22 protein-coding genes and 1 tRNA gene are annotated in these 23,765 nt (G+C 57.7%); 11 read left to right on the forward strand and 12 right to left on the reverse strand.

What is annotated here, in order from left to right:
• Positions 1-50: 50 nt before the first annotated feature.
• Entirely contained in the window at positions 51-962 is a 912-nt protein-coding gene (gene thyX, locus M2305_RS08785) for an FAD-dependent thymidylate synthase (RefSeq protein ID WP_046900805.1), read from the forward strand.
• A gap of 480 nt (positions 963-1,442) precedes the next feature.
• On the opposite strand, the gene M2305_RS08790 is transcribed toward thyX, so the two are convergent.
• The 3 genes from M2305_RS08790 to M2305_RS08800 all read right to left on the reverse strand — a co-directional run bounded on the left by M2305_RS08790 (position 1,443) and on the right by M2305_RS08800 (position 2,931).
• Positions 1,443-1,517: transfer RNA gene (locus tag M2305_RS08790), tRNA-Thr, on the reverse strand.
• A 68-nt stretch (positions 1,518-1,585) separates the two neighbouring features.
• Positions 1,586-1,744, reverse strand: a complete 159-nt coding sequence (locus tag M2305_RS08795; RefSeq protein WP_167386129.1) for a hypothetical protein — start codon at positions 1,742-1,744, stop codon at positions 1,586-1,588.
• Complete coding sequence (locus M2305_RS08800; RefSeq protein ID WP_264649141.1) at positions 1,741-2,931, reverse strand: Mrp/NBP35 family ATP-binding protein; 1,191 nt, start codon at positions 2,929-2,931, stop codon at positions 1,741-1,743. Before M2305_RS08800 ends, M2305_RS08795 begins: the two co-directional genes overlap by 4 nt.
• 117 nt (positions 2,932-3,048) lie before the next feature.
• On the opposite strand from M2305_RS08800, the gene M2305_RS08805 reads away from it, so the two are divergent.
• The 4 genes from M2305_RS08805 to M2305_RS08820 all read left to right on the forward strand — a co-directional run bounded on the left by M2305_RS08805 (position 3,049) and on the right by M2305_RS08820 (position 8,064).
• Positions 3,049-4,584, forward strand: coding sequence for a Do family serine endopeptidase (locus tag M2305_RS08805; protein ID WP_211498703.1), 1,536 nt, complete (start codon positions 3,049-3,051; stop codon positions 4,582-4,584).
• Positions 4,585-4,614: 30 nt separating this feature from the next.
• Positions 4,615-5,367 carry a glycosyltransferase family 25 protein gene (locus M2305_RS08810; protein ID WP_264649142.1) on the forward strand — a complete coding sequence of 251 codons (753 nt, stop codon included), beginning with the start codon at positions 4,615-4,617 and terminating at the stop codon, positions 5,365-5,367.
• Positions 5,368-5,412: 45 nt separating this feature from the next.
• Positions 5,413-6,483: an FUSC family protein gene (locus M2305_RS08815; protein WP_249195447.1), complete on the forward strand. Its 1,071-nt coding sequence runs from the start codon at positions 5,413-5,415 to the stop codon at positions 6,481-6,483.
• 123 nt (positions 6,484-6,606) lie between these two features.
• Positions 6,607-8,064 carry a mannitol dehydrogenase family protein gene (locus M2305_RS08820; protein ID WP_264649143.1) on the forward strand — a complete coding sequence of 486 codons (1,458 nt, stop codon included), beginning with the start codon at positions 6,607-6,609 and terminating at the stop codon, positions 8,062-8,064.
• Positions 8,065-8,144: 80 nt separating this feature from the next.
• On the opposite strand, the gene M2305_RS08825 is transcribed toward M2305_RS08820, so the two are convergent.
• Positions 8,145-9,029, reverse strand: a complete 885-nt coding sequence (locus tag M2305_RS08825) for a LysR substrate-binding domain-containing protein (RefSeq protein ID WP_264649144.1) — start codon at positions 9,027-9,029, stop codon at positions 8,145-8,147.
• Positions 9,030-9,136: 107 nt separating this feature from the next.
• Here M2305_RS08825 and M2305_RS08830 point away from each other — a divergent pair, with 107 nt between their 5' ends.
• The gene (locus tag M2305_RS08830) at positions 9,137-10,207 is read left to right on the forward strand and encodes a YeiH family protein (RefSeq protein WP_264649145.1); all 1,071 of its coding nucleotides are present in this window, start codon (positions 9,137-9,139) and stop codon (positions 10,205-10,207) included.
• Here M2305_RS08830 and M2305_RS08835 read toward each other — a convergent pair.
• Positions 10,204-11,034, reverse strand: a complete 831-nt coding sequence (locus M2305_RS08835; RefSeq protein ID WP_046900812.1) for a TerB family tellurite resistance protein — start codon at positions 11,032-11,034, stop codon at positions 10,204-10,206. The genes M2305_RS08830 and M2305_RS08835 overlap by 4 nt on opposite strands.
• 107 nt (positions 11,035-11,141) lie before the next feature.
• On the opposite strand from M2305_RS08835, the gene M2305_RS08840 reads away from it, so the two are divergent.
• Positions 11,142-11,510 (forward strand): hypothetical protein, encoded by a 369-nt coding sequence (locus tag M2305_RS08840; RefSeq protein WP_046900813.1) that lies wholly within the window; start codon positions 11,142-11,144, stop codon positions 11,508-11,510.
• Between the two features lie 5 nt (positions 11,511-11,515).
• On the opposite strand, the gene M2305_RS08845 is transcribed toward M2305_RS08840, so the two are convergent.
• On the reverse strand, positions 11,516-11,740 hold the full coding sequence (locus M2305_RS08845; protein WP_099211866.1) for a ribbon-helix-helix domain-containing protein: 225 nt from the start codon (positions 11,738-11,740) through the stop codon (positions 11,516-11,518).
• Positions 11,737-12,801, reverse strand: coding sequence for a tRNA epoxyqueuosine(34) reductase QueG (queG, locus tag M2305_RS08850; RefSeq protein WP_264649146.1), 1,065 nt, complete (start codon positions 12,799-12,801; stop codon positions 11,737-11,739). Before queG ends, M2305_RS08845 begins: the two co-directional genes overlap by 4 nt.
• Positions 12,802-12,910: 109 nt before the next feature.
• Between queG and M2305_RS08855 the strand changes: the two genes are divergently transcribed.
• From M2305_RS08855 to M2305_RS08870, 4 genes are all read left to right on the forward strand, one after another.
• Positions 12,911-13,819: a PhzF family phenazine biosynthesis protein gene (locus M2305_RS08855; protein WP_264649147.1), complete on the forward strand. Its 909-nt coding sequence runs from the start codon at positions 12,911-12,913 to the stop codon at positions 13,817-13,819.
• 75 nt (positions 13,820-13,894) lie between these two features.
• A complete protein-coding gene (locus M2305_RS08860) occupies positions 13,895-15,439 on the forward strand; it encodes an adenosine deaminase family protein (protein WP_264649148.1) in 1,545 nt (514 codons plus the stop codon).
• Positions 15,436-16,527, forward strand: a complete 1,092-nt coding sequence (locus M2305_RS08865) for a purine nucleoside permease (RefSeq protein WP_264649149.1) — start codon at positions 15,436-15,438, stop codon at positions 16,525-16,527. The genes M2305_RS08860 and M2305_RS08865 overlap by 4 nt, the downstream gene beginning before the upstream one ends.
• Before the next feature lie 126 nt (positions 16,528-16,653).
• Positions 16,654-17,262, forward strand: coding sequence for a nitroreductase family protein (locus tag M2305_RS08870; protein WP_264649150.1), 609 nt, complete (start codon positions 16,654-16,656; stop codon positions 17,260-17,262).
• 50 nt (positions 17,263-17,312) lie between these two features.
• Here the strand turns inward: M2305_RS08870 and M2305_RS08875 are convergent, their stop codons facing one another.
• The 5 genes from M2305_RS08875 to M2305_RS08895 form a co-directional block, all read right to left on the reverse strand.
• Positions 17,313-18,371 (reverse strand): purine-nucleoside phosphorylase, encoded by a 1,059-nt coding sequence (locus M2305_RS08875; protein ID WP_264649151.1) that lies wholly within the window; start codon positions 18,369-18,371, stop codon positions 17,313-17,315.
• Between the two features lie 67 nt (positions 18,372-18,438).
• On the reverse strand, positions 18,439-19,605 hold the full coding sequence (gene tgt / locus M2305_RS08880) for a tRNA guanosine(34) transglycosylase Tgt (protein WP_264649152.1): 1,167 nt from the start codon (positions 19,603-19,605) through the stop codon (positions 18,439-18,441).
• The gene (queA, locus tag M2305_RS08885; RefSeq protein WP_264649153.1) at positions 19,602-20,645 is read right to left on the reverse strand and encodes a tRNA preQ1(34) S-adenosylmethionine ribosyltransferase-isomerase QueA; all 1,044 of its coding nucleotides are present in this window, start codon (positions 20,643-20,645) and stop codon (positions 19,602-19,604) included. The genes tgt and queA overlap by 4 nt, the downstream gene beginning before the upstream one ends.
• Before the next feature lie 114 nt (positions 20,646-20,759).
• Positions 20,760-21,251, reverse strand: a complete 492-nt coding sequence (locus M2305_RS08890) for an OsmC family protein (RefSeq protein WP_264649154.1) — start codon at positions 21,249-21,251, stop codon at positions 20,760-20,762.
• 54 nt (positions 21,252-21,305) lie between these two features.
• A complete protein-coding gene (locus tag M2305_RS08895; protein WP_264649155.1) occupies positions 21,306-23,735 on the reverse strand; it encodes a membrane-bound PQQ-dependent dehydrogenase, glucose/quinate/shikimate family in 2,430 nt (809 codons plus the stop codon).
• Positions 23,736-23,765: the final 30 nt, after the last annotated feature.

Here is a 23,765-nt window from a genome sequence, read left to right on the forward strand (position 1 = left end):
TCGTCTCTTGCGGTGGCGGGAGATGTTTCGTCATGCTAGAGCCGCGGCCTATGGCACTGACATCCGAACAGCGCGCTGAGATCGAAGCTCAGCGCAACGAGCCCCAGCTGACCTCCCGCCCGACCGTTCCGGCGATGGAGAAACTTCTTTTCACGCCCATCGAGGTGCTGGATCATGGTTTCCTGCGCGTCGTCGATTATATGGGCGATGATGGAGCCGTCGTTCAGGCTGCCCGGGTGTCTTATGGGCGTGGCACCAAGAAGGTGTCTGAAGATGCCGGACTGATCCGCTATCTTATGCGTCATCGGCATTCGACGCCGTTCGAGATGTGCGAAATCAAGTTCCACGTGAAGCTTCCGGTTTTCGTGGCACGGCAGTGGATTCGTCATCGCATGGCGAGCGTGAACGAATATTCCGCGCGCTATTCGATTCTCGACCGTGAGTTCTATCTGCCAGCTCTGGATCAGGTTGCATCGCAGAGCGCCTCGAACCGTCAGGGACGTAGCGAAGCTCTTGATCCGGAAACGGCGGAGCGCGTGCTTGAGATTCTGCGTCGTGATGCCAGCCAGTGCTACGACGATTATGAATCGATGCTGGACCCGGAGGGCACTGGCCTGGCCCGTGAACTGGCGCGCATGAACCTGACGCTGAACACCTATACCCAGTGGTACTGGAAGATCGATCTGCACAATCTGATGCACTTCCTCGCCCTGCGCGCAGATCCGCATGCGCAGTACGAGATTCGTGTTTACGCAGAAAAGATGATTGAGCTCCTGCATGCCTGGGTGCCGGCAACGGCTGCTGCATTCGAAGAATATCGTCGCGGAGCCTTCACGTTCTCAGCGGGGATGCTGAACGTGGTGCGCCGCCGTCTGGCGGGAGAGGCCGTGACACAGGAAACGTCCGGGCTTTCCAAGCGCGAATGGATCGAGATGAACGACATTCTCGAACCAGAAGCCTGAGATAACCGAAAATCGTGAACGATTTTGACAAGCTCCTGCGAGAAGCTCCTTCCGTGCAAAGTGAAACTTCGGCTGAAATAGAGCCGCAGTTACCACGGATCTGGCCTTGGGCGATTCTTGCAGGGCTGCTCATTCTTGCGTCCGTGTGCATCCACATTTTCTGGCCTGCACCGGCACATAAGCATATGGCCCTTTGCAAAAAGGGCCTGACTGAACACTGCTATAAAATTGACCCCACCGCCGAAAATTGAGTTCGTATTTCGGTGAGTAAAATGGTCGGTGGATTTCCTGTTTTCCGGAATCGCTGTTTCTGAACGGATTCTACGGAGAACGAATGTGGAATCACGTCAGACTCACATTTCGTAGATCTTAATCAACAAACTTATCCACAGGGTTTGAACCCCCAAAGAGGGGGGGCAACGGCGTGCACGATTCTTTTTGGAGAATCGCGTAGAACGCTTGATTTTCTGGGAAAAATCGTGGTGCCGGGTGAGGGATTTGAACCCCCGACCTTCGGTTTACAAAACCGCTGCACTACCACTGTGCTAACCCGGCATCCACAGCCCGGCTTTTTCCACGCCGAGACCCCTTTGGTCAAGCTCCTGAGTGTCGATTCTGTAATTTTATCGTGTCGCAGGGGTCATGAGGCTCGGTGGCGGGGGGAGATGGGAGGAGTTATTCGTGAAGCCGTAGCCATCTGAAGAAAGCCCATGATGGACTACAGGCGGCTTAGCACAAGCCGACAGAAGTAGTGCTGTTCCCAGCAGGAGAAGACGGGTCATGAGGAAGCCTTTTCATCAGAGTGGCTGAGGGCCTCGGCAATAGTCGTGGCGAGTGCCGTGTAGGCACGGGCAGCTTCGCTGTTAGGTGCCGAGAGGATAATGGGCGTGCCCTGATCACCGCTGGCCCGGATGTCAGCCAGCAGGGGAATTTCGCCGAGGAAAGGCACGCCAAGACGTTCGGCCTCTTCTCTGGCGCCACCGTGGCCGAAAAGCTCAGTGCGGTGATTACAATTGGGGCAGCAGAAATAGGACATGTTTTCCACAACGCCGAGGATGGGGGTTTCCATCCGTTCGAACATGGAGACGCCACGGCGCGCATCCAGCAGCGCAATGTCCTGAGGCGTGGAGACAATAACAGCCCCACCCTTGGCCATCTTGGCTCCAAGCTTCTGGGCCAGTGTCAGTTGGGCATCACCGGTTCCGGGCGGCATGTCTATGACAAGGACATCCAGATCTCCCCAGTCCACTTCTCCAAGGAACTGGGTGAGGGCGCCCATGACCATGGGGCCACGCCAGATCATGGCCTGATGCTCGTCCACCAGATAGCCGATGGACATACTTTTCAGCCCCCAGGCTTCAATGGGGATGATGCGGCCTTCAATAACTTCGGGGCGTGTATTGCGGCCAAGCATCCGCGGCAGGGACGGGCCGTAAATGTCTGCATCCAGCAGGCCGGTCCGGACACCGAGTTTGGCCAGTCCGGCGGCAAGGTTTACAGCGGTTGTGGACTTGCCAACGCCTCCCTTGCCGGACGCAACAGCGACGACGGCTTTTACGCCCGGCAAAAGCGTCTCTGGAGCATGACGGCTGGACGCATTCTGCCGTTTGCCGCCCAGATTGAACGGCCGGTGACCGCCCCCCGCTGTGGGAGCCGGTGCGTTGGCCGGTGGTGGCGTTGTAGCGCGATGAGCCGTCAGGGAAATTGTTGCTCCCGTCAAACCTGGAATGCGCGCGATCTCTGCTTCAACCTGAGGTCTGATCGGCTCCATGCGCGACACGTTGTCCCGCGAGGTGGCAAGGGTCACGTGCGCATGTCCATCGCGAACTGAAACCCCTTCCAGCGATGCAAAGGACAATACATTCGATCCAAGGCCAGTTTGTTCGTTGTTCAGAATCTCGGAAATGCGTTTCTCGGCATTGGCATGTGATTCGTCAGAAGAACTGGTCGGGGGGAGATGATCGGTCATGCCAAGACTCTTTTTTCTGGGGGAACGGCCTGTCAGGAAGGAGAAACAGCGTAGCATACGCCCCTCCTGAACTACAGGATGGTGACGAAGGACAGTCTTCTGCGTTAGCGTGTCACCATGAGCAGATTGACCGCCAGCCTTGCCCTGTCCTGCGCCGTTTCCCTGGCGCTGTCCGTTACCACGGTACAGGCCCAGACCGCCCCGCAGCCCTCTCCGGCACCCGTTCCAGCCCCGCGCTCCGTTCCGTCCAGCTTTGCGGATCTGGCAAATCGCCTTCTTCCGTCCGTGGTGAACGTCTCGACGTCTGCTGTGCTCAAGCCCGGTAAGGATGAAGACAAGGGGCCGGACTCCAGTGGTCCGGATGGGCCGCAGGTGCCGCAGTTCCCGCAGGGCTCACCGCTGGAAAAATTCTTTCACGACTACATGACGCATAAGCCGGCACCGAACCGCCCGCCGCGGCGGATGCAGGCTCTGGGATCAGGCTTTATTGTCGATCCGGCAGGTATCATCGTGACGAACAATCACGTCATTGAAGGCGCAGATCAGGTCTCGGTGACACTTCAGGATGGTACGGAACTGCCGGCTAAGATTGTAGGGCGTGACAGTCAGGTTGATCTGGCCGTTCTGGAAGTCAAACCGAAACATCCGCTACCGGCTGTTCCTTTAGGCCACAGCGATGCCGCCAGGATCGGAGACTGGGTGGTGGCCATTGGCAATCCGTTCGGCCTGAACGGCACAGTCACGGCAGGTATCATCTCGTCCCGCGGACGGAATGTCGAACACGGCCTGTATGATGACTATATCCAGACGGATGCAGCCATTAACCGGGGAAATTCAGGCGGCCCGCTCTTTAATCTTTCGGGCGAAGTCATTGGCATCAACACCTTGATCTATGGTGGGGCCGGGGGTGATTCTATCGGGATCGGCTTTGCCATCCCGGCGGATGACGCGCGTGGCATCATCGATCAGCTTCGCAAGACAGGTCATGTGTCACGCGGGTGGATGGGACTGAAGTTCCAGAATGTCTCCTACGACATTGCTGAGGATCTTGATTTCCACCAGGCGGACGGCACAGTCGGCAAGGGCGCTCTGGTATCTGAAGTGGGGCCGAAAAGTCCGGCAGCTCAGGCTGGCCTGCAGGTTGGTGACATCATCACTCGTGTGGGCAGTCAGGATGTGACGGGGCAGACCATGCCGCGCATCATTGCGTCCATTTTGCCTGGAACAAAGACAGAGCTGACCGTCTGGCATAAGGGCAGCATCAAGACGCTTCCGATCACGCTGGCACAGTCGCCAAACGCGCCAGATATGCCACCGTCCGACACGCATCAGCCAACGCATACGAAAGCAGCTTTTGGCGAGTTGGGTCTGGCGGTGCGTTCCATCGATGCAGAAATGCGCACCCAGTATGCTCTGACGGACGATCAGCGCGGCGTGCTGGTGGATCGGGTTGAACCGTCCAGCCCGGCCACATCTCGCGGGATTGCCGTTGGAAATGTGATTACGCAGGTTGGGCAGGATCAGATCGACACGCCGGATGCGTTTGCCAAAGCTGTGAGCCGCGCGCTGGAACAGAAGAAGAAAGAAGTTCTGCTGTTGGTGCAGGATGATGACGGGCTACGCTGGGTACCAGTTCCTTTTCTGGGGAACTGATCCGCTCAGCTTCTTAGGGTGTGAGGGGCGATGAAGAATTACGTCATCAGTCTTGCTTCCAGGCCAGACCGGCTTGCGCAGTTCAATGCCATAAATGCGCCGTTCCTCGACCAGATTACGGTTTTCCCTGCGACAGATAAAAATGATGTCAGCAAGCAGGCATGTGTTGATGCCGGCATCGTTTTAAATGATGCCGCTTATGACGATACGGCGCTTGCCGTCGCGATGTCGCATCTGAGGCTATGGCAGCTCTGCCGAGACATCGGGGAGCCCATTATGGTCATGGAGGATGACGTTCATCTGTCTCCAGATTTCTGGAAAGACCGAGAGCAGGCGCTGACCACCAATCCTGATTATGATTTTCTGGCTCTCGGGTTCAATACGGATTGGCCGTTGGAGGTGGCGTTTGTTCCGGGCTCCATGAAGGCGACAATCATTTTTGATGAAGAGCAGCCAAAGTTCTTAGAAGGGCGTGCGTTCTGTTACCCGCAACTCAGCGCCTTCGCAGGCTGCTGCTGCTACGTCATCACGCCGGCCTGCGCAAAATTCTTTATGGAAAATATCTTTCCGATAAAGGACGGGTATTACGCTCTGCGGTATTTTACATCTCCCGTTTGCCGGGAATTTACCCACATACGATGGACGAACGTTGGCATTGATGTTGCCATCAGCATGGTTCTGCAAGACGTCAGATCCTACGTGTGTCTCCCACCAATCGCCATTCCGGGGAATGACTGGTCCAGTTCTTCGTTTGAAAGAGGCGGACATCTGATCTCGCTCTGAAACGGGTGGACGGAAGAACCGGGAAGCTCTTAAAGCGCTCATGACATGATGAGTGCTCTAAAAAAAATCACACAGACCTGGCTGATGGTCCCGCCGAAGGGAAGCAGCTGGCGAGAGGTTCTGCGACCCGCCACGCGCCAGACCATTCGCGTTCTGGTTTCGATCGTCACAGCCTGGGTTGTGGGCATGACGCTCCATCTGCAGGAAACTATCTGGGCGCTCGTGACTGCGCTGATTGTTACGCAGTCCAGCATAACGCAGACAATGGCAACGGCCCGCGATCAGATTACCGGCACGCTGCTAGGCGCTGTCGCGGGGATCGTGGCGGTCTTGCTGGAAATGTGGACGGGTCTGCGGTGGCTGCCTTTCTGGATCGTTCTCGCGCCGTTGGCCTTTCTCGCAGCCGTTCAGACCAATCTGCGGTTTGCCTGTATCACCTTGATTATTGTGTATCTGTTTCCCAGCGAAGGCAGCCCGTTCCTGCCAATGGTGACGCGGCTGACGGCTATCATGATTGGTGTGGTCGTCTCTCTGGTGGTGTCCTTCGTGGTATTGCACAGCAGTGCCCGAAAGCAGGCTTTTCACACATCCAGCCGCATCCTGCGACGTCTGGACGGATTGCTGGAAGGCGCACTGGATCAGAAAACGGGCTGGCGGGAAATCGAAACCCGGAACGAAGCCTGTGTGGCCCTTCTGATCGAACTTGAAGGCGCAGTGGAAGAGGCCAGACGCGAGCGTTTCAGTGATCTGGAGAAGCGCGATCCTGTGCTTGCGGCACTTCCAAGGTTGATGCGGCGGCTCCTGAACGATACGATGCTGGTGGCTCGAGCAATCGCGACAGGCCGTGCAGCAGGGAATACAGGCCTTGTTCCACTCTACAAAAGCCTCAGCCACACGCTGAGAGCATTGGCTCATAGCTGTGAACAAAGATTTGTTCGCAAGCAGGACCGTCATCCGCATCAGCCGGAAGACAAGGACATTCTCGAACTTCTTCCACGGCTGGAAGAACAGACGCGGCCTGAAATGCGCTTCGTCATGTCTTTGTTCAAGGATGATCTGGAGCGCGCCGTAGGCGTTCTCATGCGGGACGATGCCAGTGCTGCCAAAGGGCTCTAGGCGCCATTTGATGGCGTTTCTTCGAAACCCGGTCGTGATCTCCCGCGTTTTCTGGAGAGCTCGGTGCATCTGCCCGGAAAACCGGCCCCCGTCAGAGGCTGGTCATTAGGAACGGAGAAATCCATGATTACGCACGAAACCCTCAAGTCTCTTCCCGCCGGTGTGCAGGCTCCGCCCTACGACATCAACGGGATAAAGCCAGGGATCGTGCATTTTGGTGTGGGCAATTTCTTTCGTGCCCATGAGGCATTCTATATTGAACAAATTCTCAAGGATGATCCCAACTGGGGCATCATTGGCGTCGGTCTGACGGGCGGTGATCGCTCAAAGAAAAAAGCTGAAGAATTCAAAAAGCAGGATTGCCTCTTCTCCCTGACGGAAACGGCACCGTCTGGCAAAAGCACTGTCCGCGTCATGGGCGCATTGCGGGACTATCTGCTGGCTCCGGCAGATCCGGAAGCCGTACTGAAGCACCTTTCAGACCCTACCATCCGGATTGTTTCCATGACGATCACCGAAGGTGGCTACAACATCAATGAATCGACGGGTGCGTTCGATCTTGAGAATGCGGCTGTTCAGCAGGATTTGAAGACGCCGGAAGCGCCGTCTACGATCTTCGGATATGTTGTGGAAGGACTGCGCCGTCGCCGGGATGCCGGGGGTAAGGCCTTTACGATCATGTCCTGCGATAATCTTCGGCACAATGGGAACGTCGCCCGCAAGGCGTTCCTGGGTTATGCAAAGGCGCGTGATCCGGAACTGGCTAAGTGGATTGAAGAAAACGCCACATTCCCCAATGGAATGGTGGATCGCATCACACCGACCGTGTCTTCAGAAATTGCCAAGCGCCTGAATGAGGCCAGTGGCCTGAGCGATGACCTTCCGCTCGTTGCTGAGGATTTCCATCAGTGGGTGCTGGAAGACAGCTTCGCTGACGGACGCCCGGCACTGGAGAAGGCCGGTGTCCAGTTCGTCGATGATGTGACGGACTACGAACATGTGAAGATCCGTATGCTGAATGCTGGCCACATCATGCTCTGCTTCCCTGCCGTTCTGGTCGGGTATGAAAATGTTGATGAGGCGGTTCGTGATGCGGATCTGCGGGGCAATCTGGAGAACTTCCTCAACAAGGATGTCATCCCGACCCTGGAAGCCCCGCCGGGCATGACGCTGGAAGGGTATCGTGACAGCGTGATCAGCCGCTTCTCCAATCCGGCGATGGCTGACCAGACCCTGCGAATTTCAGGGGATGGGTCCTCGAAAATTCAGGTCTTCTGGACGGAAACGGTGCGTCAGGCTCTTGAAGGCAAGCGGGATCTATCCCGAATTGCGTTTGGCATGGCAGCGTACCTTGAGATGCTGCGTGGGAAGAGCGAGAAGGGTGGAACCTACGAGCCGTTTGAGCCAACCTTCGGTGAGCAGCAGAAGGCACTCGCGAAAGCAGATGACTTTGAGAGCGCTCTGAAGCTTCCCGCTTTTGACGCCTGGCGTGATCTGGATAATGCGACGCTTGATGAGAAGGTTATCGCGCTGCGCAAGATCATTCGCGAGAAGGGCGTCAAAGCTGCACTGCCAGCCTGAAACCTGGCAGCCTGATAGATTTTTTAACCGCTTCTCTTTAGGGGGAAGCGGTTTTTTTATGGGCTGGTGCCCGCCCGTTTCTAGGTGCCGTTTTTCTGCGCCGAGATGATCTGCAAAAGAGCATCAGCGGCTTTGCTGCGATAGCGTTCTTTGTGTCGTAAACCGAAAAAGGTGCGGGGCCCAAGATCAAACGGAGCAGCATGAAGTTTTCCGCTGGCGAGGGATGGAGCAACCACAAGGGAAGAAAGAGCAGCCACTCCGGCGCCTGCCTCAACAGCTGTTCTTACGCTTTCGTTTGATGGCAGAACCAGACCTTCCTTCAGGGTATCAGGTTTTACGCCGACAGCCCGCAAACTGGCATCAAGCGATGAGCGTGTGCCCGAGCCATGCTCCCGCATGATCCAGGTCGCATTTTGCAGCCAGCCAGCATCCACATTTTTCGTTCCGAAAGGTTCGGCCTGTACGAGTTGCAGGCGATCTTCCGCAAGTGGCCACTGCGCGAGTGCTGGGTCATCCACGTTACCTTCGACAATTCCAAGATCCGATTGTCCCTCTCGCACATGCGCTGCGGCCTGCGTCGTATTGCCGATTTCAAGCGCAACGGTGACGTTGGGAAAGGCGGCGCGAAAGGCGACCAGTATTGGTGGCAGCCAGTAGGCTGCGATGGTCTGGCTGGCGACAACCCGAAGACTGCCGCGATTCAGCCCGCTGAGTTCATCTAGTGTGTTTTGCGCCGAAGCTGCGCTTGTGAGAACATTGCGGGCTTCTTCCAGAAAAATCTGGCCAGCATCCGTTAGAGCGATGCCTCGCCCCACGCGATGGAACAGCTTGATGCCATGCCGTTCTTCAAGGGCAGAAATTGCGGCTGAAGCAGTGGACTGCGTGACGTTCAGCGCTCGTGCAGCGGCCGTCATATGTTCGCGTTCGGCGACGCCAACGAAAATGCGTAACTGCTCTAGCGTCATGATCGTCCTCAATAGCAATCAATCGTTTTTAACGAATGAAATAACTTAATCAATTTGTTTTATTGATGATTTATGAGCGGATATCTGAAGGGCAGGAGAAAACGATCATGCCCCGATGTCTCGCTGTTCCGAAATTTCAGCCCGCTTATCGCACCCTGCCGGGAATAGGACTGTGCTTTGCGGTAAGTGCTGCTGCATCATTGATAGAAGCTGGTGAGCAGGTTTTTTTCGGCAAGGCATGGCTGGAGGCGCTCGTACTTGCGATTTTGACCGGAATGGCCGTGCGCAGCTTCTGGTTGCCGGGGGACAGATACCAAGCCGGCATTGCTTTCACTGCGCGCTATTTTCTGGAGATATCTGTTGTTCTGCTCGGAGCGTCAGTAAGTGCGGCAAACCTGCTGGCAGTCGGGCCTGTCCTGATTATTGGCATCATGGTGCTCGTGGCGACATCACTCATCATGAGCTTCGGTATCGGGCGGTTTATGGGGCTTCCGCCCCGCATGGCGCTGCTCATTGCCTGCGGCAACTCGATCTGTGGAAACTCTGCAATTGCAGCCGTGGCGCCTGTTATTCGAGCAGACGGAAAAGACGTCGCCGCGGCGATTGCCTTCACCGCAGTGTTCGGCGTTCTCACGGTGTTGGGACTGCCATGTCTTGGCTTATTCTCAGGTATGAGTGGCAGTATGTTCGGCGCATTCGCTGGACTGACGGTCTATGCCGTCCCGCAGGTCGTCGCTGCCACGGCCCCGCTCGGTACCATTGCTGTGCAGACAGGCATGATCGTCAAACTGGTGCGCGTTCTGATGCTTGGGCCCGTGTGTCTCGGGCTTGGACTGGCTTCTCCCGTTTTCTTTTCCGAACATAAAAATGAGACGTCAGAAAATATAAACGCACCAGTCAGCAAAGGCGGAATTTTCCAGTTTGTGCCGTGGTTTATTCTGGGTTTTCTCGCGTTGATAGCCTGCCGCTCACTTGGGCGAATTCCGTCGTCACTTGGCGGCCCAATCAGTCACATCGCAACAATTCTGACGGTAATGTCCATGGCGGCTCTGGGCCTCGGTGTTGATGCCCGCAGCGTTGCGAACGCTGGCCTGAGGGTGACAGGAGCTGTCATCCTGTCACTCCTGGGATTGGGCGCCATCAGCTACGGTATGCTGGTATGGCTTCACTTCGGTTAAAGTTGACGGTCCCGCTTGATGCGGTCCCATGCCGCATTGATCCGGGCTACGCGTTCCTGCGCACGCTTGCGCTCCAGATCCGTCATGGGTTTCTGGGCAATAACATCCGGATGGTACTCGCGGATAAGCGTTCGCCACCGCACGCGGACTTCCTTGTCAGACGCTGTACGTGTGATGCCGAGAACACGATAGGCATCCGGCTCGCCGGTGCTGGCAGCACGGCTGTCGCCACTTTCTGCGCGCGTCCATGCTCCGGAAGACAGACCAAACGCACGATGGACACGCTGAAGAAAATCAATTTCTTTCGGATGGAGCTCTCTGGATGCTCCGGCATCTGCACGGGCAATCCGGAAAAGGGCCACCATCAGGTTCTCCAGCGGTGCCTTGTCGTCTCCGTAAGCTGAGCCCATCTCGCGGGCGTACATTTCAAAATCGTCCGTTCGCTCCCGTGCGCGGTCGAACAACATGCCAACTTCACGCGTATTATCGGGTGGAAACTGGAAGCAGGTTTTGAAAGCATTGATTTCGGAGCGATTGACCGGCCCGTCAACCTTCGCCAGCTTTGCGCACAGCGCCACAAGGCCAATGGCGTAAAGCTGGTCTTTTTTGCCCATGGCGGCTGCAATTTTTGCAGCCCCAAAAAACGCTGCACTGTTCGGGTCAGGACGACCCCGTGCAGGAAAGCGTTCGCTCCACCCCCCGGTGGAAGGATTAAGCAGAGAGCCACTGTCGGCGGCATGCCCAAGGGCTGCTCCCATCAGTGCCCCGAACGGGCCGCCGACTGCGAAGCCAGCAACACCACCGAACATTTTGCCCCAGATAGCCATATCGACAATCTAGCATGGTCCCGGAAACCGGCAAATGACAGATCGGACATGTACCCTTCACAGAAAGAACTGGATCTCCCGCAGGCTTCGGGTGTTGAAGGAGCATCATGAAAAACAAGGTCACCCCAGTTATGTCCGATCAGACGCAGCATCTCCCCGTCGCTCAGCCTTCGTCGGCGGACGACTATGAGGAGAAGATGCAGGCCCTGATTCGCAAACTCCCTGAATGGATGCAGAAGACCCTGAGCTGGCTACGGGAGCCAGAGCGTAAATGGATTCGTATTCCGGCCGGTATTCTGTTCATGCTCGGAGGCTGCATGGCGTTCTTACCCGTTCTGGGTGTGTGGATGATTCCTGTAGGCATTCTGCTGCTTTCCGAAGATATTCCGTTCTTTCGTCGTTTGATGGAGAAAGCTCTGAACTGGATCCAGAGAAAGCACCCTGACTGGATGGATCTTCCTCCGAACGCGAAGTGATCCGATCAGTCGTCGCCCGTTTTCCGCGCATCCATGAGAGCTGCAACACGGAGAGCTGAAGCCAGGGGGCGGTCTGGTGTGCGTTTGGCGTCAATCGACGCAACGAGGGCTGCAAAGCTCAAGGCCCGCTCCGTAGCCATCTGATCCAGGACTGCCCAGAATTCTGGTTCAAGCGCGACGGAAGTCCGATGTCCTGAGAGCGAAAGGCTGCGTTTGACGAGGTCACTCATGTCAGGCGTTCCAGCGCCCAGCGGGCCGTTTCGGCAATATCGGGATCAGGGTCAGACTGAAGAGCCTGCGCTGAGGGTACGAGGGCAGGATCGTCCGAGTTGCCGATTGCGATCAGAACATTCCGGACAAACCGGTTGCGGCCAATGCGCTTGACGGGTGATCCCGAAAAAAGCGTGCGGAAAGCTGCGTCATCGAGGGCTGCAAGTTCTGCAAGTTTTGGCTCGATCAATTCCGGTCGGGCCTGAAGCTTGATGTGGCGGGACGCCTCGGCAAAGCGGTTCCACGGGCAGGCGGAAATGCAGTCATCGCAGCCATAGATGTGGTTGCCCATTTTTTCCCGAAGGTCATGCGGAATCGGTCCCTTGTGTTCGATGGTCAGGTACGAAATGCACCGCCGGGCATCCATGCGATAGGGGCCGAGGAAAGCATCTGTCGGGCAGGCCGTCAGGCAGCTTGTGCAGGTGCCGCAGCTTCCGCCTTTTGGCTCGGACGGGCTTAAATCCAGCGTCGTGTAGATTTCTCCCAGCAAAAGCCAAGAACCGTGAGTGCGGGAGACCAGACAGGTATGCTTGCCCTGCCAGCCCAGATGCGCCTTTTCCGCCAGAGCGCGTTCCGAAACCGGGGCCGTGTCGACGAAGACCTTCACCTGCGTGGTCTCATCGCCCAGCTTCACGACGAACTGCGCCAGATGTTTCATCATCCCTTTGATGACGTCATGATAGTCCCGATTACGGGCATAGACGGAGATATTGCCCCGATCCGGCTTACGCAGCGTCGCGTCCGGGTCTTCGGCGGGTGCGTAACAGACTGCGAGGGAAATGACGCTGCGGGCTTCAGGCCAGAGGGCCTGCGGGTGGCTGCGCTGTTCGATGCGCGTTTCCATCCATTCCATCGTCCCATGATGGCCTTGGGCAACAAAAGCGCGCAGTCCCTCTTCCACATCCGGGCCAAGCTCCGCCGTGCAGAAACCTACGGCATCAAACCCCAGATGCTGGGCGTGGTCCTCGATCCGTTCCTCAAGGGAACGTCCGGGGCGGGAAGGGAATGGGCGTGATGTCATGCGCTCAGCAGATGGATGGAAAGCAGAATCAGCAGTTTACGCCATCTTTCCCCCAAGGGGCCAATCAGACATGATGGGATGTCTTCATTCTCCGATGAGAGAACCGGTTATGCGTCGTTCCTATGTCACCCTGGATGTTTTCACGGACCAGCTTTTCGGGGGCAATCCTCTGGCTGTCGTGCTGGATGCAGCGGGGCTTTCCACCGAACAGATGCAGAAGATTGCCATTGAATTCGGCTATTCCGAGACAACCTTCGTGCTGCCTGCGGTAGAGGCGGGTCATACGGCGCATGTCCGTATCTTCACGCCAGCCGGAGAGCTGCCATTCGCTGGTCATCCGAATATCGGCACCGCTTTTGCCTTGGCGCGACAGGCCGAAGCGCAGGGGCGTGAGCTGCCGGAAACGTTTTTGTTTGAAGAAAAGGCCGGCCTGGTTCCTGTGCGGCTGGAGCGTGAGAACGGACGGGTCGTTCGGGCGGAACTCATGGCGCCGGAAGCCATGACACGCCGGAGCCGGATGATTCCTGAAAATGCAGCTGCGTGTCTGGGGCTTGAGCCGGAAGATATTCGCACAGAGCATCATGCACCGCAGGTTGTTTCGGTCGGGCTGCCGTTCCTGATTGTTGAGCTTGCGTCCCGTGATGCCTTGCGTCGCGCCCATGGCGATCTTGCCGCGCATCGCAGGCTCCTCGCCTCCAACGGGATCAGCTCCGTGTATGCCTACACGCGCGGTGTGGGGGAAAGCGCCTTTGAAAAAGGCAGCGACATTCAGGGGCGGATGTTCTCGCCGCTGGATGGTATTGCCGAGGATCCCGCAACGGGGAGTGCCACAGTCGCGGCCGTCGCGTTCCTGTCTGCGCTGGAGAATGGAGCCGATCTGTCCCTGACCTTCACGCAGGGCGTGGACATGGGACGGCCAAGCCTTCTGGACGCCAGAACAGAAGCGGGCAAGGCTTACGTCGCCGGTTCCTGTGTCCCTGTCATGGATGGATTTTTCACTTTGGAAAGCGAAGTCTGAGAACGGTCTGTTGCAGAGTTTATAACGGTCTGAAAATGTCTTGTCAGGGGCGTGGGCAGTCGGCATCGTGCCACCATGCGATGCACCCTCCCTTCCGTTCTTGTAGCGGCTGCCCTCTCCCTGACGGCCCTGTCTCCTCTGGCAAGGGCCGAAGCTCCGTCTGCTGTTGAGCAGACTTACAACACCGTTCGAAATGATCCGGTTCGGCTTGGTCTGTTTCTGCGGGCCTTTCCAAAAGGCGCAGATCTGCACAATCATCTCGTAGGGGCGATCTACGCAGAAAACATGCTGAACTGGGCGGCCCAGGATGGCTTGTGCGTCTCTCTCAAAAGCCTTGAGATCCTCAGTCATGCATGTCCGCATCCGAAAGAGGGTGAGATGCCGGCAACGGCTCTGGCTGGAAATCCGGATGCTGAAAGTCGCCTGATTGATGCCATGTCCATGCGGGATTTCACGCCGTCTCCGGCTGACCGCTCAGGGCATGACCACTTCTTCGCAGCTTTCAGGCACTTTGGGTCGATCGATGCGGCCCATCAGGGCGATATGTTGGCAGAGGCCATGGATCGTGCCGCCCACGATCATATTACCTATATCGAGCCCATGATTTCACCGGCTCTTCCCTCGATGATCCGTGCTGGCTTCAAACATCCGATGAGTGGTGACGATTTCGCCGCTGCTCATAAAGCGCTGGAGCCGGAGATTTCTGCTCTTGTGACGCAGGCCCGTCAGGAAACGGATGCCATGGACAAGCAGGCACAAACGGTTCTGAAATGCGGCACGCCCGAGGCTCATCCGGGTTGCAGCGTGAATGTTCATTACCTTTTCCAGGTTCTTCGTACGCTGCCGCCCCAGGCAGTCTATGCCCAGCTTGATGCCGGATATGCGGTCGTTAAGGCCGATCCCCGATTTGTCGGCCTCAATATTGTGGCGCCGGAAGATGATGCCATCGCCATGCGGGATTACAGCCTGCATATGCGGATGTTCCAGTTTCTGTCGCAGGTCTATCCGGGTGTGAACCTCAGCCTTCATGCCGGTGAACTCACTGGCAAGCTCGTTCCGCCGGAAGGCCTGAAGCATCACATTCGGGAAGCCATCGAAATCGCTGGTGCCAAGCGCATCGGCCATGGCGTCGATATCGCATCGGAAGATGATGTTACCGGGCTGCTGTCCGAGATGGCTAAGAAGCACGTCATGGTGGAAATCAACCTGACGAGTAATGACGAGATCCTGAACGTGAAGGGCGCTGAACACCCGCTGCCGCTCTACCGCCGGGCCGGGGTTCCCGTTGCGCTCTCAACGGATGACGAAGGCGTCTCCCGTGGTGATCTGACGCAGGAATATGTACGGGCCGCTCAAACCTACAATCTGAGCTATGCGGACCTGAAACAGATGTCCCGGACGGGTCTGGAATATGCGTTTATTCCGGGGCAGAGCCTTTGGGACAACCATCAGGTCGGCAAGCCTGTAGCGGCCTGCCAGACCGTGTCTTCATCTCAGCCTGAGAGCGGCCCTTGTGCCGATCTGTTGAAAACCAGCGAGAAAGCCCGCCTTCAGTGGCAGCTTGAATCGCGGTTTGTCGCCTTTGAAACTTCCGCTCCACACGAAAGCCTCTATCAATGAACCGCCTGAAAACTCTTCTCGGGGCCACTGCCCTGTCAGTTCTTGCTATTTCAGGCAGCGTCTCCAACGCCTCTGCCAAGAGCCGGCCCATTCCCGTCCGTGTGGTGGTGGTCACGACATTTGAGCTTGGCAAGGACACGGGCGACACGCCGGGCGAGTACCAGAATTGGGTTGAGAAACTCCCGCTCTCGCAGGAAATTCCTGCGCCCGGTACGGATCATGATGTTATGCACTACAACCCGGAACTGCATGTTCTGGGTATTGCGTCCGGGGAAGGGCCGGAGCACATGGCATCGGCCATCACGGCGCTCGTCCTTGATCCGCGGTTTGACCTGAAACACGCCTATTTCGTGTTGGCCGGAATTGGCGGTGTTGATCCGAAGTTCGGTACGGTCGGCTCTGCAATCTGGGCGCCACGCGTGATTAATGGCGGTCTGTCGCATCTGATTGATCCGCGGGAAATTCCGAAATCCTGGCCGGATGGGTTTACGCCGGTTCAGGGCAGTCTCCCGGATGAGAAGCCGCGTCCGCCTTTGCATTCTGTCAGCGGGGATATGGTTTACACGTTTAACCCGCAGTTCGTGCAGTGGGCCTATGGCCTGACGAAGAATATGATGCTGCCCGACACGCCGGGCCTTCAGGCCTCCCGCGCGCGTTACAAGGGTTATCCGGAAGCGCTGAAGGCACCGTCTGTCATGGTCGGCGACACCATTTCAGGCGAGACCTTCTGGGTTGGCGAGAAGATGAATGCCTGGGCCGAGCGCTGGGTGCGCTACTGGACCGACAATCAGGGAACATTGGCCACGACGGCAGAAGAAGACGTTGCGTTCTGTCAGGCGCTTGCCGCACAGGCAAAGGCGGGTCGAGTAGATCCCCAGCGTGCTCTGATCCTGCGGACGACAAGCAATTTTGACATGCAGTATCCGGGCCAGACAGCGGCTGAATTGCTGGCCGAAGAAGCACACGAAGGCAGCTATTCAGCGTTTATTCCATCTGTTGAGGCAGCCTACACGGTTGGCAGTGTCGTTGTGCGCGAGTTGGCCACGCATTGGGACAAATACGAGAAAACCATGCCCGGTGCAGAATAACGACCTGTTCCTGTGTTGAAAGGAAAATGCTCGCCAGATTGAACTGGCGGGCATTTTTTGCGTGTATGCGCTTAAGACATAGTTTGTCGTGAACAGAACGCTTTAGCTTCGATTGATTGGATTCCCATGACTCTCGACGTTTCTTCCGCCATTCTTCAGCGCCGTGCGACCAAGCATTTCGATGCCGCGCACATCATGCCGGAGAAAGACCTCGAAACCATTCTTGGTCTGGCGCGCCGGATGCCGACGGCATTCAATATCCAGAACTGGCGCTTTGTGGCTCTCAAGGACCCGGAGTTGCGCAAGCAGGTTCGTGCCGTCTCGTGGGATCAGGCTCAGGTGACGGATGCCTCTGCCTTGATCGTCCTGTGTGCGGACATCAAGGCATGGGAAAAGTCGCCGGAGCGATACTGGGAAAATGCCCCTGACGCCGTCCGGGAGTACATGGTTGGCGCCATCGACCAGTATTACCGGGGTCGAGAGCAGGTGCAGCGGGATGAGGGGATGCGGTCCTGTGGCATGGCTGCTGCTGCCATCATGCTGGTGGCCGAGAGCATAGGATATGGAACCTGCCCGATGGATGGTTTTGACTTCGATGCCGTCGGCAAGCTCATCAACCTGCCCGAAGACCATGAGATCGTCATGTTCGTGGCCATCGGAAAGGCTGCGTCTGCTCCGAAGCCATCGGGCGGGGCGCTTCCAGCCTCCGAAATAATGATCGAAAACCGGTTCTGATAAAAATTGGCTCTGGACGGTGCTGCTGCATTGTCCAGAGCCTGACGGCCTTAATTCTGGCCGGGAATATGCGTCCGGTATGTTGCCCAATGTGCGATCAGTTCATGGACAACCGGCTCACCGGCACGCTCGTTGTTGTCGAAAGCCAGTTTCTGGCCGGGCGCTTCGTCCCCGATGCTCTCGGTGATCGGCACGCCTGGGGGCGGCATGTCAAAATTGCTCCCTGAGCGCAGAACCATGACGCGGTTCAGATCGACATATCCCAGACGGGCCAATGTCCGCATATCAAGCTGATAGGTCTGGCTTTCCTCATTGGTCATGACGAACTGGCCCTGATCCTTCGTCCAGAGCTTGACCCATTTTTCCGCCCACTCGTTGCGGGAAGGGCCATGCCAGTAACGAAGCGCTCCAAGCGTCTCACCCATAATGAGCATTGGCGGCTTCTGGGCGTTGGGGAAGCCTTTCCAGGCCTTCCGGCGCTCGGCAATGGCAGGGTCGTCTGCCATTGGAGTGTTTTTGCTCAGGTTGAAGGCCCAGTTCGCCAGACCCTGATTGAGCGGATACGCCTTGCTGAGTTCCGCCACATCCGTGACAGAGCCATAATGGTTTGCGTTGGCTGGCAGCGTGTCCGGCTTGTCCGCCCCGATGGCGTACAGACCATACGGCCAGCCTTTCGGAACGGTGCGGTCATCGATTTCCCGCAATGCGTCTCCATCGACAACCCAGCGTGCCCAGGCCGCACTGCCAACGGACGCGACATTCGGGTTTACGCCGGAAATGCCGGTGAAAATCCAGTAGGTGTGCGTCAGATCGTAATGCGGGTCGAGCGCAAGCGCGTGCAGGTCAATGCTGCCGCTTTTCAGGGCGATGCCGTAAACGCCATCTGCATTGCGGCGGAGCTTTTCCTGTACGCCGCGAATGGGGCGTTCTTCATCAAGATGAAGACGCTCCACCCAGTCCTGATATTCGCCAGGTTCATCGCCCTTGTCCGCGCCGACTTCCCAGTTGGCGACAACAAGAACCTTGATTTCTTCCTTATGGGGCGCAGCCAAAGCACTGCCCGCACAGAGAAGCCCGGCAAGAGCCAGGCCTGCATTAAAGCGTTTCAAATCCGTATTCCCCAAAGCCGAAGGTCGTTGGGGAAACACATTATTGGAACAGGATCAGAATGAAAACTTACAAAGCGAGAGAGGGCATGGGCCATTCATCTTCGGTCCAGTCTCCTTTGGACCAGTCCTCGCGCAGTTTGATCGCCAGTTCGTTCAGCGTACCATCCACGATGGCGGCCCGGATCTGCCGCATCAGACGCTGGTAGTAGGCCAGATTGTGCCATGTCAGCAGCATCGGGCCGAGCATCTCACCAGCACGGAACAGGTGATGCAGATAGGCGCGGGTGTAACGGCCAGCCATCGGGCTGTCGTCATGCGGTGTCAGCGGGCGCGTGTCTTCGGCAAAGCGGGCGTTGCGCAGGTTGATGTAGCCGCGCTCCGTATAGGCTCGCGCCGTGCGGCCAGCACGCGAGGGCATCACGCAGTCGAACATGTCCACACCACGCATGACCGACCCCAGCAGATCGTCCGGCGTGCCAACGCCCATCAGGTAGCGCGCCTTGTCCTGCGGAAGCATGGGCGTTGTGAAATCAAGGGTCGAGAACATGAGTTCCTGACCTTCACCCACAGCCAGACCACCAATCGCATAACCTTCAAAGCCGATCTCCGTCAGCGCCTTGATGGAATATTCGCGCAGGTCGCGCTCGGTGCCACCTTGTACGATGCCGAACTGGCCATAGCCCTCACGTGCCACGAATGCCTCACGTGAGCGTGCCGCCCAGCGCATGGAGAGTTCCATGGATTTGCGGAGCGCTTCCGGCGTGGCGGGGAGGGCCGGGCACTCATCGAACGCCATGCTGATCGTGGCGTCCAGCTTGTACTGGATGTCCGTCGAGATCTCCGGCGACAGGCGATGCTTGCTGCCATCAATATGGGACTGGAAGGTCACCCCGTCCTGATCGAGCTTGCGCAGTGCACCGAGAGACATGACCTGAAACCCGCCGGAATCCGTCAGGATCGGGCCAGACCAGTCCATCATTTTGTGCAAACCGCCCAGCTTCTGCACACGGTCTGCCGTAGGGCGCAGCATCAGATGGTAGGTGTTGCCCAGAACAATGCCTGCGCCCGTGGAGCGAACGGCATCCATGGTCATGCCCTTCACGGTGCCAACTGTACCAACTGGCATGAAGGTCGGGGTCGGGACGGTGCCGTGACGGGTATGCAGATGGCCGGCGCGGGCCTGTCCGCAGGTTGCTTCCGGAACCCACGTCATTTTTGTGGCCTGTTCGGTCATGGTGCTCGCTCCAGAAGGCAGGCATCGCCATAGGAATAGAACCTCAGTCCGTTGGCGATGGCGTAGGCATAGGCCTCACGCATGGTGTCGGTGCCGCTGAACGCGCAGACCAGCATGAAGAGCGTCGAGCGCGGCAGATGGAAATTGGTCATGAGCAGGTCCACCGCCTTGAAGCGATAGCCCGGCTTAATGAAAATGGACGTCTCGCCGCGCCAGGGCTGAACTGTACCATCGTCCTGCGCCGCACTTTCCAGGAGGCGGAGAGACGTGGTTCCGACAGCAACAACACGGCCACCGCGGGCGCGTGTTTCATTGATGGCTTGCGCCGTCTCTGCATCGATCTCGCCCCATTCCGCATGCATGCGATGCTCGGCAATGGAGGATCGGACGGGCAGGAACGTGCCAGCGCCGACATGCAGCGTCAGGGTTCGGCGCTGGATGCCTTTTGCGTCGAGCGCGGCCAGAAGGTCTGGCGTGAAATGCAGTCCAGCGGTGGGTGCCGCAACAGCACCGCGATGCTCGGAAAAGATCGTCCGGTAATCGCTGTCATCCTGCACGGTCGGCCCGAAAGGACGGTCGATATAGGGCGGCAGGGCCAATGCTCCCACGCGCTCTAGGAATGCGTCGAACGCATCCCCCTCGACGGAAAAGCGGATGCTGACGGCACCATCGCCTTCATTTTCCACAACGGATGCCGTGACCGGATCATCGCCAAAGCTCAGCGTATCGTTCGGTTTCAGCTTGCGGGAGTTGCGGGCGAGGGCATGCCAGCTTCCGTCAGCCAGAATCCGGTCCAGCGTGATGCCGATTTTCGCCTCACCGCGCGTGGCGGAAAGCTGGGCACGGATGACGGCTGTATTGTTGGCAATCAGCAGATCGCCTTCCCGCAGCAGGCCAGGCAGATCGCGTATGATCCGAAGATCGGGCGCTGCTCCCGAACGCACATGCAGCAGCTTTGCGCTGTCACGCGGTCTGGCGGGTTCGGTCGCAATATGGTCGCGGGGCAGTTCGAAATCGAACGTGGCGAGTTCATCCGTCATGGGATGCTCTCTAGCAGGTTCAGCCAACATGAAAACGCCGGACCAGCCGGCCCGGGGCATCTTTTCGGTCAAAAGGCGATTTTTTTGGCGTCAAGCCGTCGATGAGGATGCGTTTCAGGTGTCCTGTTCGCCCTCATGAACGATAATAGGCTCGTTCATGACCGGAAAATTGACCGATCGTGCGATGAAGCACATGTCGTGCGCCTTGTGGTGCAGGTCCAGTGCTTTCTCGACGTCTGACGTAGGGGACAGGGTGACGTGGGGATGAAGCGTTACGGACATGAACTGCCCCGCGCCGGTGCGTTCTTCTTCTTCCATTTCGCCTGTAGCCTGGTCTTCGTATGCCGTGACGACGATGCCTGCTTGCGCACAGAGCCCCAGAAACCAGAGTTTGTGACAGGCTGACAGGGATGCCAGAAGCAGCTCTTCAGGATTCCATCGGGTAGGGTCTCCGCGAAAAGAAGGGTCGGATGATCCTTCAATCGTGGGCTTGCCAGGCGCCATAATATCGTAATCGCGCGTGTAGCCGCGGGCAGAGGATGTGCCGGTTCCCGTATTGCCGGTCCAGACAACTTTCACGGAATAAGTGTGCTGTTTTCCGGCCATGGTTAATCCTGCCTCCTGCTGTCTTCCTGCCCTGACGGCAGGAAGACAGTATGTTCATGGGGCTTTGGGTAATGCAAAGGCCACGACTTCATCGCTGTTGCGCGTTTTCAGGCCGCCGTGGCCACCTACAGCCAGCACGACATATTGTCGGCCGTCTTCGCCCATATAGGTCAGCGGCGTGGCATTGCCGCCGGCATCCAGTTCCGTCTTGAAGAGGGTATGGCCGTCATGCCCATCAAGAACATGGAAGCTTTGATCGGCCAGAGCGCCCATGAACACCAGACCATTCGGCGTGGTCACGCTGCCGCCCATGGAGAAGACACTGGTGGGGAGGCCGACGGGCATCCGCAGCATGTTCGTCGGCCCAACATTCTTCGTTGTGCCCAAAGCCCGCTCCCAGATGGCCCGACGGTGAACAAGATCAATCGCCTGCATCTTGCCCCATGGGGGTGCCAGGCATGGAGCGCCAAACGGGCCAAGCCATGGCTTCACGACGGCCGCGAAGGGCAGGCCATGCTGTGGGTTGTTTGTGAAAACAGGTTCTGGATAAGGCTGTGCCCAGTCATGCCAGGATTTGTAGAGCCCTTTGGCAAGAGCTTTTTCCTGCGGCACCAGCGTCATCAGGAACGGAATGAACGTGGTGTTGATATACATGACACCGTGCGTCGGATCGATGGTGCCCCCATACCAGTCTGCCACGCCATCAAACGCTGGAAAGCCCACGGTTCCCTGCTGGCTCGGCGGTGTGAAAAGGCCCTTGTCCCGCATGGAGCGGAAGGCAATGCGGCAGAACATCTGATCGTATGGGGTCGCGCCCCACATGTCGTCTTCTGTCAGATTAGGGCGGCGCAGATTGGGCATGTCGACGGACAGTGGCTGCGTCGGCGAATAGTGCTCGCCCGGTGTGTCCCCGGCAGGTACGGGTGTTTCCTGAACGCGATAGAATGGAGCACCGGTACGCCGGTCCAGCACGAAGAGTTCGCCCTGCTTGGTTGTTTGTACCAGTGCGGGCGTCAGGGTGCCGTGGGCATCTGGCAGATCCACGAGAGAGGGGCCGACCGGGAGGTCAAAATCCCACAGATCATGATGCACGGTCTGGAAATGCCAGCGCTCTTCACCCGTCGTGATATCCAACGCGACAAGGGAGCTGTCATACTTCTCGTCAAAGCTCCGGCGCTTGCCACCGAAATAGTCAGGCGTGGCAATCCCGAGCGGGACGTAAACCATGTTCAGCGCGGCATCGGCCGTATAGACGCCCCAGCCATTGGCGGTGCCGCGGGTAAAGACTTCGCCCGGATTCAGGGGTTTGTTGGTCGGTGTGCGGCCCATGTCCCAGGCCCAGGCCAGTTGGCCCGTAATGGCGTCAAAGCCACGAATAACGCCGGAGGGCTCGCCAACCGTCTGATCATCATAAACCCAGCCACTCGTCATGATGCGGTTATGCAGCACCATGGGTGGGGAGGTGATGAAGTGAAAGCCGGGTGGAATAGCTCCCATCCCACCCCGGAGATCCACAACGCCATGATCGCCAAAGCTTTCGCAGAGTTTTCCCGTGTCTGCATCGACTTCAAACAGGGTTGGAGGGGAGCTGGAATTTGTTGAGACGATGCGATGGGCACAGTCCGTTCCGGGCGCATTGACGTAGGATACGCCACGGCAGGCCTGATAGATGTTCTTGCCGAATTCCCCACCCGGCGAATATCGCCAGATTTCCTTTCCGGATGTTGCATCCAGCGCCACGACATCTCGGTGTGGTGTGCAGAAAAACAGCCGGTTGCCGATCTTGATAGGTGTCGCTTCAAAGCTGAATTCCCGTCCGCGGGAGTTTTCGCCAGCGCGTGGGAGATCTTTGCTGTGATAGACCCACGCCACTTTCAAGTCGTGTGCGTTGGCGGCATTGATCTGGGTGGGCATGGCAAAGCGGTCTCCGGCCGGAGTGCCACCATAGAACTGCCAGTCATTGGCAGCCTGCTGGTCCGCGCCCGGAAGGGCCGCACCGGTCTCACCGGGGAACGGATTGAACTGCTGGTCGCGTGAGGCGGTAATGTGCCAGCCGCAGGCAAACACGAAGACAAACAGTGCCGCGCAGAATGCCATGCCGCCTGCGACAACCGGTGTGCTGACAGAGCGACGCTCCGTGCCCTGGAGCAGTCGTCCCGTAATCCATGGACTGAACACCCACAGGCCCATCCCCGCTGGCAGGGCGAGAGGCGGAAGAAGGCGCCAGCCATCAAGGCCAACGCGCCCTAATGCCCAGACAAGCGTATAAAGTAGGAGGGCGGCATAAACTGCGGACGCGCCGGGATGCAGCCGCATCATCAGAATGCCGGACACTACCATGAGGACGCCTGCGACGGCGTAGTAGAAAGAGCCTCCCAGCCCAATCAGCCAGAAACCGGGCAAGGCCAGACCCAAGCCGAGCAGAACGAGTAAGATGCCAGTTACAAGGGGCAGGAACGAACTGCGTCGAGGCGTAGGCGGCATGGAATTTTCCTTCGGGGTAACCGAAAGGAT

Source organism: Gluconobacter cerinus (assembly GCF_025961355.1).
Classification (GTDB): Bacteria; Pseudomonadota; Alphaproteobacteria; order Acetobacterales; family Acetobacteraceae; genus Gluconobacter; species Gluconobacter cerinus.